The 15,876-nt window shown below is 69.5% G+C and carries 18 protein-coding genes and 1 tRNA gene; 8 read left to right on the top strand and 11 right to left on the bottom strand.

All coding sequences use genetic code 11. The features are described 5' to 3' along the window. Window positions 1-161 precede the first annotated feature (161 nt). Genes OG947_RS09655 through nth form a run of 4 tightly spaced genes read right to left on the bottom strand, consistent with a single transcriptional unit; the run spans window position 162 to window position 3,389 of the window. Window positions 162-1,352, bottom strand: a complete 1,191-nt coding sequence (locus tag OG947_RS09655) for a MarP family serine protease (RefSeq protein WP_027506693.1) — start codon at window positions 1,350-1,352, stop codon at window positions 162-164. Continuing rightward, window positions 1,349-2,044 carry an NUDIX hydrolase gene (locus OG947_RS09660; protein ID WP_374107175.1) on the bottom strand — a complete coding sequence of 232 codons (696 nt, stop codon included), beginning with the start codon at window positions 2,042-2,044 and terminating at the stop codon, window positions 1,349-1,351. Before OG947_RS09660 ends, OG947_RS09655 begins: the two co-directional genes overlap by 4 nt. Next, window positions 2,041-2,706 (bottom strand): TlpA family protein disulfide reductase, encoded by a 666-nt coding sequence (locus tag OG947_RS09665; RefSeq protein ID WP_056443364.1) that lies wholly within the window; start codon window positions 2,704-2,706, stop codon window positions 2,041-2,043. The genes OG947_RS09660 and OG947_RS09665 overlap by 4 nt, the downstream gene beginning before the upstream one ends. Beyond that, complete coding sequence (nth, locus tag OG947_RS09670) at window positions 2,703-3,389, bottom strand: endonuclease III (RefSeq protein WP_328814001.1); 687 nt, start codon at window positions 3,387-3,389, stop codon at window positions 2,703-2,705. Before nth ends, OG947_RS09665 begins: the two co-directional genes overlap by 4 nt. A 184-nt stretch (window positions 3,390-3,573) precedes the next feature. On the opposite strand from nth, the gene OG947_RS09675 reads away from it, so the two are divergent. Both OG947_RS09675 and OG947_RS09680 read left to right on the top strand, forming a co-directional pair. Beyond that, window positions 3,574-3,846 (top strand): hypothetical protein, encoded by a 273-nt coding sequence (locus OG947_RS09675; RefSeq protein ID WP_027506689.1) that lies wholly within the window; start codon window positions 3,574-3,576, stop codon window positions 3,844-3,846. A 150-nt stretch (window positions 3,847-3,996) separates the two neighbouring features. After that, window positions 3,997-4,671, top strand: coding sequence for a Crp/Fnr family transcriptional regulator (locus OG947_RS09680; protein ID WP_027506688.1), 675 nt, complete (start codon window positions 3,997-3,999; stop codon window positions 4,669-4,671). On the opposite strand, the gene OG947_RS09685 is transcribed toward OG947_RS09680, so the two are convergent. Beyond that, entirely contained in the window at window positions 4,668-5,468 is an 801-nt protein-coding gene (locus OG947_RS09685) for an MBL fold metallo-hydrolase (RefSeq protein WP_056443358.1), read from the bottom strand. The genes OG947_RS09680 and OG947_RS09685 overlap by 4 nt on opposite strands. Before the next feature lie 62 nt (window positions 5,469-5,530). On the opposite strand from OG947_RS09685, the gene OG947_RS09690 reads away from it, so the two are divergent. Further along, window positions 5,531-6,415, top strand: coding sequence for a Gfo/Idh/MocA family protein (locus tag OG947_RS09690; RefSeq protein ID WP_328813803.1), 885 nt, complete (start codon window positions 5,531-5,533; stop codon window positions 6,413-6,415). A 10-nt stretch (window positions 6,416-6,425) separates the two neighbouring features. On the opposite strand, the gene OG947_RS09695 is transcribed toward OG947_RS09690, so the two are convergent. Continuing rightward, on the bottom strand, window positions 6,426-6,887 hold the full coding sequence (locus OG947_RS09695; protein ID WP_027506685.1) for a RidA family protein: 462 nt from the start codon (window positions 6,885-6,887) through the stop codon (window positions 6,426-6,428). 1 nt (window position 6,888) lies between these two features. Then, window positions 6,889-7,053, bottom strand: coding sequence for a hypothetical protein (locus OG947_RS09700; RefSeq protein ID WP_197027831.1), 165 nt, complete (start codon window positions 7,051-7,053; stop codon window positions 6,889-6,891). A 41-nt stretch (window positions 7,054-7,094) separates the two neighbouring features. Here OG947_RS09700 and OG947_RS09705 point away from each other — a divergent pair, with 41 nt between their 5' ends. Beyond that, window positions 7,095-8,141 carry an ArsA-related P-loop ATPase gene (locus OG947_RS09705; RefSeq protein ID WP_328813804.1) on the top strand — a complete coding sequence of 349 codons (1,047 nt, stop codon included), beginning with the start codon at window positions 7,095-7,097 and terminating at the stop codon, window positions 8,139-8,141. Further along, window positions 8,138-9,262: an ArsA family ATPase gene (locus OG947_RS09710; RefSeq protein WP_328813805.1), complete on the top strand. Its 1,125-nt coding sequence runs from the start codon at window positions 8,138-8,140 to the stop codon at window positions 9,260-9,262. The genes OG947_RS09705 and OG947_RS09710 overlap by 4 nt, the downstream gene beginning before the upstream one ends. A gap of 10 nt (window positions 9,263-9,272) precedes the next feature. On the opposite strand, the gene OG947_RS09715 is transcribed toward OG947_RS09710, so the two are convergent. The 3 genes from OG947_RS09715 to OG947_RS09725 form a co-directional block, all read right to left on the bottom strand. After that, window positions 9,273-9,932, bottom strand: coding sequence for a serine protease (locus OG947_RS09715; RefSeq protein WP_328813807.1), 660 nt, complete (start codon window positions 9,930-9,932; stop codon window positions 9,273-9,275). Window positions 9,933-9,940: 8 nt separating this feature from the next. Further along, window positions 9,941-10,609, bottom strand: a complete 669-nt coding sequence (locus OG947_RS09720) for a hypothetical protein (protein ID WP_328813808.1) — start codon at window positions 10,607-10,609, stop codon at window positions 9,941-9,943. 576 nt (window positions 10,610-11,185) lie between these two features. Beyond that, complete coding sequence (locus OG947_RS09725) at window positions 11,186-11,509, bottom strand: WhiB family transcriptional regulator (protein ID WP_027506681.1); 324 nt, start codon at window positions 11,507-11,509, stop codon at window positions 11,186-11,188. A gap of 285 nt (window positions 11,510-11,794) precedes the next feature. Here OG947_RS09725 and OG947_RS09730 point away from each other — a divergent pair, with 285 nt between their 5' ends. Then, window positions 11,795-14,164: a penicillin-binding protein gene (locus tag OG947_RS09730; protein ID WP_027506680.1), complete on the top strand. Its 2,370-nt coding sequence runs from the start codon at window positions 11,795-11,797 to the stop codon at window positions 14,162-14,164. A gap of 30 nt (window positions 14,165-14,194) precedes the next feature. On the opposite strand, the gene OG947_RS09735 is transcribed toward OG947_RS09730, so the two are convergent. Continuing rightward, the gene (locus OG947_RS09735; RefSeq protein WP_027506679.1) at window positions 14,195-14,668 is read right to left on the bottom strand and encodes a GatB/YqeY domain-containing protein; all 474 of its coding nucleotides are present in this window, start codon (window positions 14,666-14,668) and stop codon (window positions 14,195-14,197) included. A gap of 75 nt (window positions 14,669-14,743) precedes the next feature. Here OG947_RS09735 and OG947_RS09740 point away from each other — a divergent pair, with 75 nt between their 5' ends. After that, on the top strand, window positions 14,744-15,709 hold the full coding sequence (locus OG947_RS09740) for a metallophosphoesterase (protein ID WP_051613580.1): 966 nt from the start codon (window positions 14,744-14,746) through the stop codon (window positions 15,707-15,709). Window positions 15,710-15,745: 36 nt separating this feature from the next. Next, window positions 15,746-15,819 (top strand) — tRNA-Pro (locus OG947_RS09745). Window positions 15,820-15,876: the final 57 nt, after the last annotated feature.

A 15,876-nucleotide genomic window follows, 5' to 3' on the forward strand; every position in this document is an offset into this window, starting at 1 on the left:
CCTCGAACAACCCGTGTCGTGATCGCCACGTCACGGCGTCGACGTACCCCCATCGATGCTCCCCCCGTCGAGCCGGGGACGCGGAGTACGTCGTCTCCTCGCCACCTTCGTGATCACGGTACGCGGTGCGGGCGCTCCTCGGCGTGACAGCCGATGCATCCTCACCCGACGCAGGATCCCGTACCGGCAGGTTGCCCGTTCTGCAGCCCCGTTGCCACCTCGTCGGCGACTTCTGCTGCGGTCAACACGAATCCGGTATCGGAGTTGTCGACGGCGGCGCCGAAGACGACGCCGAGAACCGTGCCGTCGGTGGCCACCAGCGGTCCGCCGGAATTGCCCTGACGGATCGATCCGCGCACGGTGTAGACCTCCCGGTCCACCGTCCCGGTGCGGTAGATGTTCGGCCCGGTGAGGTTCAGTGTCTCGCGCACCCGCGCGGACGATGCCGTGTACGGGCCACCGCCGGGATACCCGAGCACCACCGCGTCGGTTCCCGATTCCGCGCGCCCCGTCGCGAACGGCAGGACGTCGGCGGTCAGATCCGGCACGTTCAGCACCGCGATGTCGACGGCGGGATCGAACAGGACGACCTCCGCGTCGAGCGGGCCGTCCACGGTGTCGACGGCCACCGACGAGGTGCCGGCGACGACGTGCGCGTTGGTGATGACACGGCCCGGCCCGATGACGAAACCGGAGCCCTCGAGCGCCTTCTGGCAGCTCTCGGCGATACCGCGGATCCGCAGCACGCTGTCCTGGAGGTCCGCCGCGATCGGCGACGCCAGCACGCTGGGATCCGGCGGACCGACCTCGGCCACGGGAGTGCGGCCGAAGGGGCCGATGACGTCGGGGAGACCCGACGTGTCGAGCAGAGCCGAGAACTCGTTGGGGATCTCGCGGACCCACTCGGGCGCCACGTCGTCCACGGCGCCGAGGATCGACGATCCGCGCACGGCCGCGGCGATCTGCGGTTGCGACGCCGCGGTGAGCGGGACGGCCAGCAACCAGGCCGCGACGAGCACGGCCACCGCCTGCAGACCGGCACCGATGACGCTGTCCACCGAGCGCGCCGCCGGGCTGTGGATCCCGCTGCGCAACGCTCGTCCCAACACCATGCCCGCGATCTCGCCGACGATCACCATGACGACGATGAGGGCGACGCCGACGAGCACGCGCATCCGCCCCTCCTCGACGTGGTCGAGGACGCGCGGTGCGAGCAGGATGCCGGCGACGGCACCGAGGACGACACCGAAGAAGGCGAAGGCGGACGCGACCGCGCCCTGCCGCCACCCCGACGACGCGGCGAGCAACGCCACCAGTGCCACACCGATGTCGAGCCAGGTCGATCCCGTCACGGGTGCAACTCCTCACCGACGGCGGCGAGCGACGTCTCGAGGTCCCGGACGTCCTCGGTGTCCCAGGGGGCACCCCAGCCCGCCGTTTCGAGGACGCCGGACAGCACCCCGGCCGTGAAACCCCACACGAGCATTCCTCCCACTGCGAACGCCGGGCCCCGATAACCGAGGGGGTGGCGCACCACGAATCTGTTGACCGGATCGAGAAGATCGGTGAGCGGCACGGCGACGACACGCTCCGTCTCGGCGGTGTCCACGACGGACACCTCGCTCGGGACGCGCCAGTACGCGATCACCGGTGTCACCTCGAAGCCCGACGGGGGCACGAAGATGGAGTCGAGCACCGTGAGCGGCTCCACGCCGTCCGGGTCCACCCCGGTCTCCTCCTGCGCCTCCCGCAGAGCGGTGCCGACGGGTCCGTCGTCGCCGGGATCGGCTGCGCCGCCGGGAAAGGCGACCTGACCGCGATGTTGCCGCAGCGAGGACGCGCGTTGGGTCAGGAGCACGGTGGCGTCGGTGGGCAACTCCGCCGCGTCGGGCCGCCCGCCGAAGAGCACCAGCACCGCGGCCGGTCTGCCCGTCGCCCCGTCCGGTGCGTGGCGGGCGATCACCGGGTTGCTCGCGTCGTCGCGCACGGTGTGCACGGCGGCCAGACGGGACAGCCACGGCGGCGTGCCCGCGGGATCCGTCACGCCGAGACTCCGAGGTGGGTGCGCACGGCGTCCGCGATCTCGTCGACGGAGCGGAACGGCTGCGGGAGAACCGCGGCGACGGATCCGTCGGCGGCGAGCAGCACGCTGACGGGCAACACCGCCGGAGCTCCGACGGCAGCGGCGACGGCAGCGGACGGATCCTGCACGCCGGGTAGTCGGACACCGTAGTCGGCCAGTCGGGTCAGGGCGTTGCCCTGGCGGGGATCCTCGTGCACCGTCACCACGGTAACGGCACCGCCCGCACGCTCGGCGTACTGCTGCAGATACGGCAGTTCCTCCGCGCACGGGCCGCACCAGTAGGCCCACAGGTTGAGCAGAGTCGGCGTGCCGGCGACGGCCGCACCGAGATCGACCGGCGCTCCGTCGGCCAGGCAGGTGGTGCGCAGACCCGCCAGTGGGCCGGCGGGCGCCGGGGCGCCGGCCGCCGGCACGGGGCACGCGGCGAGCGCGGCCTCGGTGCGCAAGGGGGCCAGCTCCGTGTCCGTCGCGTCGTCGGTGGGCGCCGCGCCGAAAGTGTCGCGGTAGTCGGCGAAGCTCGCCGGTCCCGTCGGATCGTCCCCGCGCGGCCAGATGGCGACGATGAGGGCGACGACCACCACGAGCGCGGCCAGGCTCCACCTCGCCGCGGACGACCTGCTCACGTCTCGATGCCGGCCAGGGCGAGGATGTGGTCCGTCTCCGGCCCCTTCACCAATGCCGCGGCCTTGACGGGGTCGGTCGGCCCCAGCCCGTACGACGGGCAGTCCTTCGCCAGCAGGCAGACACCGCACGCCGGCGTCCGCGAATGGCACACGCGGCGGCCGTGGAAGATCACGCGGTGGGACAGGATCGTCCACTCCTTGCGCGGGATCAGCGCACCGATGGCGTGCTCGACCTTGACCGGATCCTCCTCCTCGGTCCAGGCCCAGCGGCGGACGAGTCGGCCGAAGTGGGTGTCGACGGTGATGCCGGGAACGTCGAACGCATTGCCGAGGACCACGTTGGCCGTCTTGCGCCCGATACCGGGCAGCGTCACCAGCTCCTTCAGCGAGGCGGGAACCTCACCGTCGTACCGCTCGAGGAGCTCGCGGCCCAGCCCGATGAGGGAGTTGGCCTTGTTGCGGTAGAAGCCGGTGGACCGGATGTACTCCTCGAGCTCCGTCCGGTCGGCCTCCGCGTAGTCGCGCGCCGACCGGTACTTCGCGAAGAGTGCCGGCGTGGTCTCGTTGACCCTCTTGTCGGTGCACTGCGCGGAGAGGATGGTGGCCACCGCGAGCTCGAGCGGGGTGGTGAAGTCCAACTCGCAGTAGACGTGCGGAAAGACCACGCCGAGGTTGCGATTCATCCGGCGTGCCCGGCGCGTGAGCGCGAGGGCGGACTCGTCTCGTTTGCCCACGTGAGAGGGACCGGCGGCTGATTTCTGCACGCCACGACTCTACGGAACGCCCCCGACAGCACGCTCCGGTCGTGTCCGCACCGGTGACCCCGCCGTGTTCTTTTCGAGACGTCGACAGTGTTTACTCCTCGGTATGCAAGCACTCGCTGTGGTTCTGTTCCCGGTCTTGCTGATGCTGTTCGCCCTCGCCATGGAGCGCTTCGAGGCGCGGCTGAACCGCGCAGGAGTCCGCGAGCAGGAGGTTCAGGAATTCCTGGACGCCGCCAGTTCCGCCGAGGTCGCCACCCTGGCCGCGGAAGGCTTCCCGAACGCCCTCGCACGGTTCCGCACCCGACGTCGCCGCGGTGGCGACGTCATGGAGGAGGACGTCGCTCTTCTCGACGACAGGGCACGCCGCGCCAGCTGAGCACCCGCCGACACGGCCCCCGGTCCGACGCCGACGCGTCGAGGGTGGCTGTGATCACTCCTGTGGCCGCCCGGCGACGTAGACTCCGACCGGACACATGAAGACGACACATTCGTAGATCTGCCGATCTTTCAGGGCAAGGGAGTACACGTGGACGAGGTACTGGCACGAGCCGGCATCTTCCAGGGGGTCGAGCCGTCTGCGGTGTCGGCGCTGACCAAGCAGCTGCAACCGGTCGATTTCCCGCGTGGCCACGTGGTCTTCAACGAGGGTGAGCCCGGCGATCGGCTGTACATCATCGTCAGCGGCAAGGTGAAGCTCGGCCGCCGCTCCCCCGACGGTCGCGAGAACCTCCTGACCATCATGGGTCCGTCCGACATGTTCGGTGAGCTCTCGATCTTCGATCCCGGCCCCCGCACCTCCACCGCCACCACGGTCACCGAGGTGCGCGCGGTGAGCATGGATCGCGACGCCCTGAAGGCCTGGATCGATCAGCGCCCCGAGATCGCCGAGCAGCTGCTCCGGGTGCTCGCCCGCCGGTTGCGTCGTACCAACAACAGCCTGGCCGACCTCATCTTCACCGATGTTCCCGGCCGCGTCGCCAAGGCACTGCTGCAGCTCGCACAGCGTTTCGGCACCCAGGAGGCCGGCTCGCTGCGCGTCGTCCACGACCTCACGCAGGAGGAGATCGCTCAGCTCGTCGGCGCCTCTCGCGAGACCGTGAACAAGGCGCTCGCCGACTTCGCGCACCGCGGCTGGCTCCGCCTCGAGGGCAAGAGCGTGCTCATCTCCGACTCCGAGCGACTCGCCCGGCGCGCACGCTAACCGCGCAGATACGTCAGCTGGGCCTTGACCGACATCCGCGCCGCGGGCCACAGCTTCTTGTCGACGTCCGCGTAGACGTGACGCACCACCTTCAGAGGGGTGGCGTCGGGTCCGAGGACGTCGAGCGCTGCCCGCACCTGGTCGAGTCTCTGTTCGCGATGGGCCCGGTAGGCGCGGGCGAGCACCGCGGTGTCGGGCTGGTCCGGCCCGTGGCCGGGCAGCGCGACGCGTCCCTCACCGAGTTGCTCCAGTCGGTCGAGTGAGGCCAGGTAGTCACCGAGATCCCCGTCCTTCCCGTCCAGGACGGTCGATCCGGCACCGAGGATGGTGTCCCCGGTCAGCACCGCGTCGTCGAGGACCAGGCTGACGGAATCGGCGGTGTGGCCCGGTGTCGCCGCGACGGTGAGTTCCACCCCGGCGGCCGCGATCACCTCGCCGTCCACCAGCGGCGCGGCGTCACCTCGGAGGTACGTGGACGTGACCGCGCGCACCGGCGCGGACGTCGACCGGTGCAGTCGGGCGATACCGCCGGTGTGATCGTGATGGCGGTGGGTGATCAGGATCAGCGCGACGCGTCCCTGCGCCGCGATGCGGTCGACGTGCGACCGGGAGCGCGGGCCCGGATCGACCACGATGCACTGCTCGTGCCCCGGGGCTCGCAGAATCCACGTGTTCGTGCCGTCCAGCGTCATCTTCCCGGGGTTCTCGGCCAGGAGGACGGACGCGGTCGACGTCACGCGCCGCAGCCGTCCGTACGCGGGGTGCTTCTCCGATGCCGTGGGATCCTTCTCCGCCATGCGACCACTGTGCCAGCCGACGCAGGTTCGGTGCAGACCGGGACAGAACCTAGGCTCGCACCATGAGAATCGGTCTGATCGGTGCCGGACCCTGGGCTCGTCAGGCCGCGGCACCCGCACTCACCGCGCATCCCGACATCGAGTTCGCCGGCATCTGGGCCCGCCGTCCCGACGCCGCGGCACAGACGGCTCCCGAGGTGCCGTACGTCGACGACGTCGATGCACTGATCGACTCCGTCGACGCCGTCGCGTTCGCGGTACCCCCCGAGGTGCAGTTCGATCTCGCCCGTCGGGCGGCTGCCGCGGGTCGACATGTGTTGTTGGACAAGCCGATCGCCGGTTCTGCGGCGGATGCGGCCACTCTCGTGGCCGCGATCGACGAGGCCGGGGTCTCGTCGATGGTCACGCTGACGCGTCGCTTCGCACCCGAGACCCGAGCATTCCTCGACGCCGTGCGCGACACGGAGGTCGCGACCGTGACGGCGACCTGGCTGTCCGGCGCCCTGCTCGGCGGCGAGTACGCCGGCTCGACGTGGCGGCAGGAGGGCGGCGCCCTCCTGGACGTCGGCCCGCACGTTCTCGATCTCGCGATGGAGGTGCTCGGACCGGTCGAGTCCGTGGCGTGGGCGAGGCGTGACGACGCGTCCGACACGTGGTCGCTGGCTCTGCAGCACGGGAGCACCGCCGGAGTCCGGACGAGCCTGGTGACGCTGTCCATGCGGACGCCTGTGCGCCCGTCGGTGCTGCGGGTCGGCGCGAGCGGACCGGGCGGCCTGGTCGAGTTGTCGGACCGCACCACGCCACCCGACCGGTGTTACGCGGTACTGCTCGACGAGTTCCTGGAGTCCGTCCGGACCGGCACCCGCCACGAGTGCTCGGCACATCGCGGACTCGCTCTGCAGAGCGTCATCGAGCAGTGCCGGACCCTCGTGGCGAGCGGTCGGTGACGCGCACCCGTCAGGCGGGTGCGACCTCGACGATCATCTCCACCTCGACGGCTGCGCCCAGGGGCAGCTCGGCGACTCCGACAGCCGACCGAGCGTGGATGCCGGCGTCGCCGAACAGCTCACCGAGCAGGTTCGACGCACCGTTGATCACGCCGGGCTGACCGGTGAATCCCGGTGCCGACGCGACGAATCCGACGACCTTGACGATGCGGACCACGGAGTCGATGCCGACCAGCGCGTCGATCGCGGCCAGTGCGTTCAACGCACAGACGCGGGCGGCGGCGGTCGCGTCCTCGGCCGACACCTCGGCCCCGACCTTGCCGGTGGCGGTCAGCGCGCCGTCCACCATGGGCAGCTGACCCGAGGTGAAGACGTGGTCTCCCGACCGCACCGCGGGAACGTAGGACGCGACCGGCGGCACGACGGGCGGAAGGGTCAGCCCGAGCTCGGCGAGCTTCTCCGTCACACCCATGTCAGCTCTTCGGGCGCTTGAAGTAGGCGACCAGGTTCTCGCCGGTGGGGCCGGGCATGACCGTGACCAGCTCCCAGCCGTCGGCACCGAAGTTGTCGAGGATGGCCTTGGTGTTGTGGATCAGCAGGGGTGCGGTGAAGTATTCCCACGTCGTCGATGCGCTCATGGCAGGAGCCTATAGCGCACCGGGTCAGTAAGGTCGAGGACGTGTCGGAGACAGCAGGTGCGACGTCGCACCCCACCGGATCGTCCCCCCAGGCGGAGCGAGGATGGCCGCCCGAAGCGGACCGCGCTCGACTGCACTTCGTCTCGGGCAAGGGTGGGACGGGCAAGAGCACCGTCGCCGCCGCGCTCGCCCTGGCCCTCGCCGCGGGTGGGCGCAAGGTTCTGCTGGTCGAGGTCGAGGGACGCCAGGGCATCGCCCAGCTCTTCGACGTCCCCCCGCTGAGCCCGGTGGACACCAAGGTGGCCTCTGCCGACGGCGGTGGTGAGGTGTACGCGCTGGCAATCGACATCGAGACCGCGTTCCTCGAGTACCTCGACATGTTCTACAACCTCGGCTTCGCCGGCCGGGCGATGCGGCGGGTGGGAGCCATCGAGTTCGCCACCACCATCGCCCCCGGTCTGCGCGACGTGCTCCTCACCGGCAAGGTGAAGGAGCGTGCGGTCCGCACCGAGAAGAACGGTCGCCTGCTCTACGACGAGATCGTCGTCGACTCGCCGCCGACGGGGCGGATCGGGAGCTTCCTGGACGTGACGACGGCGATGCGCGACCTCGCCAAGACCGGCCCGGTGCGATCGCAGAGCGAGGGTGTGGTGAAGCTGCTCCACTCCGAGCAGACACTGGTGCACCTGGTGACGCTGCTCGAGGCGCTGCCGGTGCAGGAGACCGCCGATGCTGCTGCGGAACTCGCAGCGGCCGATCTCCGACTGGGCACCGTGGTCGTCAACCGCACCGAGGAGTCGTTCCTTCCGGCGGAGGCGCTCGCCGAGGCGGCCTCCGGGAAACTCGACGCCGCCGCGATCGAGAAGAAACTCGCCGATGCCGGAATCACGCTGTCGGAGGACGACTTCGCCGGTCTGCTGACCGAGTCCATCGAGCACGCGTCGAGGCTCGCGGCCCAGCGCGAGAGCGAACAGCGTCTCGGTGACCTCGCGGTGCCGCGCCTGACGCTCCCGGCTCTGGCCGACGGCATGGACCTCGGCGGACTGTACGAGCTCGCCCACCACCTCACGGAACAGGGAGTGCGATGAGCACCGTTCCCACTCTCGACATCGGGTCCATCCTGACCGATCCGTCGTCGCGGATCGTCGTGTGCTGCGGCTCCGGCGGTGTCGGCAAGACCACCACCGCGGCGTCGATGGCGTTGCGGGCAGCCGAGAACGGGCGCCGGGTAGTCGTGCTGACGATCGATCCCGCACGGCGCCTGGCCCAGGCTCTCGGCGTCGGCGAGCTGGACAACACTCCGCAGCCGGTCGCCCTCGGGCCCGGCGCCACCGGCGAACTGCACGCGATGATGCTCAACATGCGTCGGACGTTCGACGAGATGGTGATGGAGCACTCGACGCCGGAGAAGGCCCGGCAGATCCTGAACAATTCCTTCTATCAGACTGTGGCGTCGTCCTTCTCGGGGACGCAGGAGTACATGGCGATGGAGAAGCTGGGGCAGCTCGCGGCCAGCGGTGACTGGGATCTCGTGGTCGTGGACACGCCGCCGTCGCGCAACGCGCTGGACTTCCTCGACGCCCCACAGCGTCTGGGGTCGTTCCTCGACGGTCGCATGATCAAGCTGCTGATGGCCCCGGGTCGCGGGCTGGGCCGAGTGGTCACCGGCGCCGTGGGTCTCGCGATGCGCGGCGTCTCGTCCATCGTCGGCAGCCAGATGCTCTCCGACGCTTCCGCTTTCGTGCAGTCGCTGGACTCGATGTTCGGTGGCTTCCGCGAACGTGCGCGCCACACGTACGACCTGCTGCGTCAGGACGGAACCCATTTCGTCGTCGTCGCGGCCGCGGAGCCCGACGCGCTGCGGGAGGCATCCTTCTTCGTCACCCGCCTGTCCGAGGACGGCATGCCGTTGGCCGGACTGGTGCTCAACCGCACGCACCCGACGCTGAGTTCGCTGCCGTCCGACCACGCCGTCACGGCCGCCGACCAGTTGGACGCCGAAGGCACCCCCGAGGCCGCTCTGGCCGCGGGAGTGCTTCGCGTGCACGCGCACCGGGCCGTCACCGCGAAGCGCGAGATCGGACTGCTGCGTCGTTTCACCGCCGCTCACCCCCGTGTTCCCGTCGTGGGGGTGCCCTCGCTGCCGTTCGAGGTGTCCGATCTCGACGCACTGCGTGCCGTCGCCGATCAGCTGACCGGCACCGCCTGAACCTCTGCGCTCAGGCGGTGAGCCGCAGGCCCGCGCCGGGGCCGCCGCTCTCGTCGATCGCACGCAGGATCGACACCAGGTCGGTGACGACGGCGGGGCCGATGCAGGGTGCCACGAGGTAGGCGTTCACCATGCCGACCACGGACGTTCCCCGCACCACCGGCGCACCGGAGTCCCCGGCGTTCACGCACACCTGGGCGAACACCTGCTGGGAGTTCAGGATGTCACCGTAGGAGACTCCACACGTCGCACCGGTCGTACGACCCTGCTTGCACACGGTCTCGGCCAGCCGTGCGGGATCCCCGACAGCCGTGATGTCGGTGCTGCCGACGGAGGCCACCGGGGCCACCCGCTCCGCGTCGAACTCGATGATCGCCGTGTCGTACGCGGGCAGAACCGCGACGACGGAGCCCACATCTCCTGCGGCGGAATCGCTCTCGCTCGCCACGGTGTCGCCGACCCGCCCGCAGTGACCTGCGGTGAGCCCGATGGTGCGCCCGGCGGTGTCCGCACCGATCACGGTGAGACTGCACAGGGTCTCTCGTCCGTCCTGCGTCAGGACCAGCCCGGAACCCCCGCCCAGCTCCACGCGCTCGGCGGCGGAGGCCTGAGCCCCGCCGCCGAGAACGAGCGAGCAGAGGACGGCGAGACCGACCAGAAGTACTCGCATCGGTGTGACTACTTCTTCACTGCGGGCGGCGCCTCGAGCAGCGTGACGAACTGCTGCGCATTGGCCACGGCGGAACCGAGACCACCGATGGCGGTACCGGCGAGCGATCCACCGGCGCCGAGCAGCAGGGCGCCACCGATGCATCCGGCGATCGGGCCCGCACCGAAGAGGAGCGCGACGGGAGCGGAGACGACGCCGGCCGCGGCCGCACCGAGGAGGCAGCCGCCGACGAGACCGGTTGCGGCACCGAGGAATCCACCGACCGTGGCGGTGAGCGACAGGTTGTCCTTGACGCCGGCGACCGCGGCGGGCAGGTCCACCTGGTTCAGGCCCGGAATGTCGTAGACCGGCGCGGCGGGCGCAGCGGTGTCGACCGCGAGGGTCGCGGTGTTGCCCTCGACCTGAGCGGACACGGGATGCGCCAGTCCGTCGACGGCGAGAGCCAGCGGCACCGAATCGACGACGACACCCGAGTCGTCGCGGATGACCAGGTGGTTGTTCTCGTTGCTCAGGGTTCCCGAGTCGGTGGTCACGAGCAGCCCGGTGCCCGCGGCCACGGCGTTCCAGTGCACCTCGGGAGCAGCGGCGGGTGCCGGATCGGCGTACGCGGTCGCGGAGGCGGTGCCCAGCGACACGATCGTCATCGCGGCGACAACCGCGATCTTGTTCATCTTCATGCCCGTCGAGTCCTTTTCGCAGTGGGAGCGAATCCGCGCTGATCGTCGGATCCGTCAAGCGGCGAGTGCCGAGCAGGATTCAACGGTCACGGTGGGACGGTGTCAATCGACGTGCGAGACAACGGAAAGCGAACCGCGAGGGACGGGCCGACACACGGACCGGGCGCGGCCGGGGCACCGAACGCCGGGTCCGATTCGGTGCCGGGTACGACCGGCGCGGCGGCGGGCGAGCGGGCGCCCCCACGGTCCGCGTCGACGACGGCGCAGGTCAGAGCGTGGAAAGCCTTCCCGCGCGGGCGCGGCAGCCGAGCGACCGTGCGTCACGCTTCTTCCGATACGACCGATTCCGTTGTGACGCACACAGACTCGATGGAGGTCCGATTCGTCCGCGCTGTCGCGTGTGGTCGATCGACACGGGCGGGCGTGACAGACACCCCGCACCCCGGACGGGTCCCGACGCGTCGTCGGGCGTTCACGAAGAGTTCATGCGGTGCGACGAGAGATCTCCCACCGCGAATCGGACATCGCGGTGGGAGATCACAGGAACCGTGGCCGGTCGCCCGGCGGCGGCGTGGGTCAGACGGCCGACTGGTGGTGACGCTGGGTCTCGAAGAACTCGGCCCAGGAGTCCACCTCGGGGTGCTGCTTGATCAGGGCCCGGCGCTGACGCTCGGTCATGCCGCCCCAGACGCCGAACTCGACACGGTTGTCGAGGGCGTCCGCTCCGCACTGCATGAGCACGGGGCAGTGACGGCAGATCGTTGCGGCCTTGCGCTGCGCGGCGCCGCGGACGAACAGTTGATCGGGATCCACTCCCCGGCATCGCGCCTGCGATACCCATGCGATGCGCGCTTCGGCTTCCCCGATGTCGAGCGCTGCATTCGGCGTTCCTGTGTGCATTCGTTGACCCCTTACCGTCGGCGAACACCGTTTCCCTGGCGTTCCGGGCGTCCCACCCGCCGACGCAGCTCACGCTGCACAGCGAACTGAGGAGCACCCCACTAACTGATGTGATTGTTATCTGAATCACATCGTGTCCATCAATGTAGGGGAAAGGCCGCGCGGGAAGCAAGGTGGGGGATCACTTTTCTGGTACGCCCGTGCGATCGGTCACATCGGAGCAGGTCAGCCGTCCACATGTCCGGTACGGGCTGTGTCCCGGAGGAGCCACGTACTCTGTTGTTCGTGCCGATCGCCAAGACTGTCGCCAAACTCGCCGGGTGCTCCGCCCTGGCCGGCGCGCTGCTCGCCGGAGTCATGTTCCCGCTCGCCGGCGGGTTCGGATTCGCGTCCAACCGCGCCGCCGACACCGTGGACAACGTCTCCGCGGAACTCGTCGAGGGAACGGTGCCCGCCGTGTCCACGATGGTGGACTCCGCGGGCAACCCCATCGCGTGGCTCTACGAGCAACGACGCTTCGAGGTGCCGAGCGACCGCATCTCCAACGAGATGAAGCTCGCCATCGTCTCCATCGAGGACCGCCGGTTCGCCGAGCACGAGGGCGTCGACTGGCAGGGCACGGTGCGCGCCTTCCTGACCAACACCACCAGCGGACAGGTGGAGCAGGGCGCGTCCACCCTCGATCAGCAGTACGTGAAGAACTACCAACTGCTCGTCGTCGCCAAGACGGACGCCGAACGCCGCGCCGCCATCGAGACCACTCCCGCGCGCAAGATCCGCGAGATCCGCATGGCGCTGACGCTGGACAAGCAGCTGACCAAGGACGAGATCCTCACGCGCTACCTCAACCTGGTGCCGTTCGGTAACTCGTCCTACGGCATCCAGGACGCGGCACAGACGTACTTCGGCATCGACGCGAGCCAGCTGAGCCTGACGCAGGCGGCGATGCTCGCGGGCATGGTGCAGTCCAGCTCCGCCCTCAACCCGTACACCAACTACGACGGCGTGATGGCGCGACGGAACACCGTTCTCGACACGATGATCCAGAACATCCCGGACCGCGCGGCGGAGATCGAGGCCGCCAAGGCCGAGCCACTGGGCGTGCTGCCGGAGCCCAACCAGTTGCCGCGCGGCTGCATCGCCGCCGGTGATCGTGGCTTCTTCTGTGACTACGCGCTGCAGTACCTGGCCGACGCCGGCATCAGCAAGGACCAGGTGGACAAGGGCGGTTATCTGATCAAGACCACTCTCGACCCGGCCGTGCAGTCCTCCACGAGCGCCGCCCTGTCCGGGAACAGCAGCCCGGATCTCGACGGTGTCGCGACGGTCATGAACGTCATCGCGCCGGGGCAGGACTCGCACCGCATCCTCGCAATGGGGTCGTCACGGCGCTACGGCCTGAACGGCGACGCCAACGAGACCGTCCAGCCGCAGCCGTACTCCCTGGTGGGCAGCGGTGCCGGGTCGATCTTCAAGATCTTCACCACCGCCGCCGCGATGGAGAAGGGCCTCGGCACGTCCGCGGTCCTGCAGGTGCCCAACCGCGTCGAGGTCAAGGGACTCGGCGACGGCGGTGCGCGCGGGTGCCCTCCCTCGACGTACTGCGTGACCAACGCCGGCAACTACCCGCAGTCGCTCTCGGTGACCGACGCGCTGGCACAGTCCCCCAACACCGCCTTCGTGAAGCTGATCGAGTCGGTCGGCGTCACCCCGACGGTCGACATGGCCGTCCGCCTGGGCCTGCGCTCGTACACGCTGCCCGGAACAGCCGGCCAGGGCACCGACCAGAGCCTCGCCGACTACCAGAAGGAGGCGAACCTCGGCTCCTTCACGCTCGGACCGACCTACGTCAATCCGCTGGAACTGTCCAACGTGGCCGCGACCCTCGCGTCCGGCGGCAAGTGGTGCCCGCCCAACCCGATCGACAGCGTCTTCGATCGCAGCGGCAAGCAGATCCCCGTCACGCAGCAGGCGTGCGAGCAGGTCGTGGAGCCGGGACTGGCGAACACACTGGCCAACGCGATGAGCAAGGACGATCAGCCCGGCGGCACGTCGGCGTCCGCCGCGAGCTCGGTGGGCTGGTCGCTGCCGATGTCCGGCAAGACCGGCACCACGGAATCGCACCGGTCCTCGGGATTCCTCGGATTCACGAACCGGTACGCGGCCGCCGCCTACACCTACGGCGATTCCCCGACTCCCAGCGAGATCTGCTCGTTCCCGCTGCGCCCGTGTGGTTCGGGCAACCTGTTCGGCGGTAACGAGCCTGCACGGACCTGGTACGACGCGATGGATCCGGTGGCCACGAACTTCGGCGACGTCGGACTCCCGGCCGTCGACCAGAAGTACGTGCGCGGATCGGCCAACGGCCAGGTTCCCGACGTCACGGGCCTGACGCAGAACTCCGCGACCTCGCAGTTGCAGGCCGCAGGGTTCCGCGTGCAGGTGGCGACCACCGCGTCGTCGGAGGGTCGGGGCACCGTGGTCAGCACGTCACCCTCGGGTTCCGCCATTCCGGGATCGACGGTCACGATCTACATCAGCGACGGGTCCGTCCGGGCGGCACCGGCAGCCCCGGCGCCGGGGATCCAGCTTCCGGCGTTGCCGCCCGGGGTCACCCTGCCGGCGATCCCCGGGCTGACGGCACCGCCGCGCTAGCTGCGGCAGTGCCGTGCGGCGGCGAGTGCCCTACAGCCGAGCCTTGACCGCGGCCGAGATGCGGGAGCCGTCGGCCTTGCCGGCGGCGATCGCCGTGGCGGCCTTCATGACCTGTCCCATCTGTCGCATCGCCGGGCGCTCACCGAGTTCCTCGGCCACCTGCGCGATGGCCGTGTCGGCGACGTCGGCCAGTTCCGCGTCGGTCAGCGGCGTCGGCAGGTACTCGTCGATGATCTGCGCCTCGGCACGCTCGGTGGCGGCGAGTTCACCGCGCCCGTTCTGGGTGTAGATCTCGGCGGACTCGCCGCGCTTCTTCGATTCCTTGGCCAGCACGCGCAGCACGTCCTCGTCGGTGAGCTCGTGTGCTTCCTTGCCCGACACCTTCTCGGTCTGTACCGCCGACAGCAGCATTCGCAGCGTCGCCGTCCGGAGCTTGTCCTTCGCCTTCATCGATGTCGTCAGATCCGCCCGCAGGCGCTTTTCCATGTCACAGTTCTCGGCCATGTCGGAAACGGTACTGTCGATGAGGTGTCCGGTACATCAGCGTTCCCCCGTCGCTCGGCGCACTCGCTCCCGAGTCTGCAGTCGGCCGCGCGTTCTCTCGCCACTCCCGGAGGGATCGCGGCTCTCGCCGCGGGATCGGCGGCGGTGGGGTTGACCTACGCCACGGCCATCGAGCGGAACGCCTTCGCGCTGCGGGAGACCACCATGCCGGTTCTCGCCCCGGGGTCGTCGACGCTGCGTGTCCTGCACATCAGCGACCTGCACATGATGCCGGACCAGAAACTCAAGCAGAACTGGGTGCGTGAGCTCGATCGGCTCGAACCCGATCTCGTCGTGAACACCGGCGACAACCTGTCCCACCAGCGGTCGGTGCCGGCCGTGGTGCAGTCGCTCGGGTCGCTCCTCGGTCGGCCAGGGCTGTTCGTGTTCGGCTCGAACGACTACTTCGCGCCCGTGCCCAAGAACCCCCTCAAGTACTTCTCGAAGAATCACAAGAAGGTGTTCGGGAACCCGCTGCCGTGGCAGGACCTGCGGGCGGCCTTCACCGAGCGCGGGTGGATGGACGTCACCCACGTCCGCCGCGAGCTCGAGGTGTCCGGCGTCCGGATCGCGACGGCCGGGGTGGACGATCCGCACCTGAAGCGTGATCGCTACGACACCATCGCCGGCGCGCCGAACCCCATCGCCGACGTGAGCATCGGCATCACCCACTCACCCGAACCGCGCGTGCTCGATCGCTTCGCGGCGGACGGATACGACCTGGTGCTCGCGGGACACACCCACGGCGGCCAACTGTGCCTCCCGTTCTACGGCGCACTGGTGACCAACTGCGAGCTCGACCGCTCTCGCGTCAAGGGACCCTCGCGCTGGGGTGCCCACACCCGACTGCACGTCTCGGCCGGACTCGGGACGTCGCCGTATGCGCCGTACCGCTTCTGCTGCCGTCCCGAGGCCACCCTGATCACTCTCGTTCCGGCGAAGCGTCCGCCCAGGACCTCACCCGAACAGGGCGTTTCGCGTTCCGAAGCCATGGTGCGATAGAGTTGCAGAGCTGCCCTGACGGGGAGTGAACGGCCACGGGGTGTGGCGCAGCTTGGTAGCGCGCTTCGTTCGGGACGAAGAGGTCGTGGGTTCGAATCCCGCCACCCCGACTCGTGGTTGAGACACGAAGGAAGGCCCTGCACCGGGATGCCGGTACAGGGCCTTCC

The sequence above is a fragment of the Rhodococcus sp. NBC_00297 genome (assembly GCF_036173065.1).
In the GTDB taxonomy this organism is placed as follows: domain Bacteria; phylum Actinomycetota; class Actinomycetes; order Mycobacteriales; family Mycobacteriaceae; genus Rhodococcoides.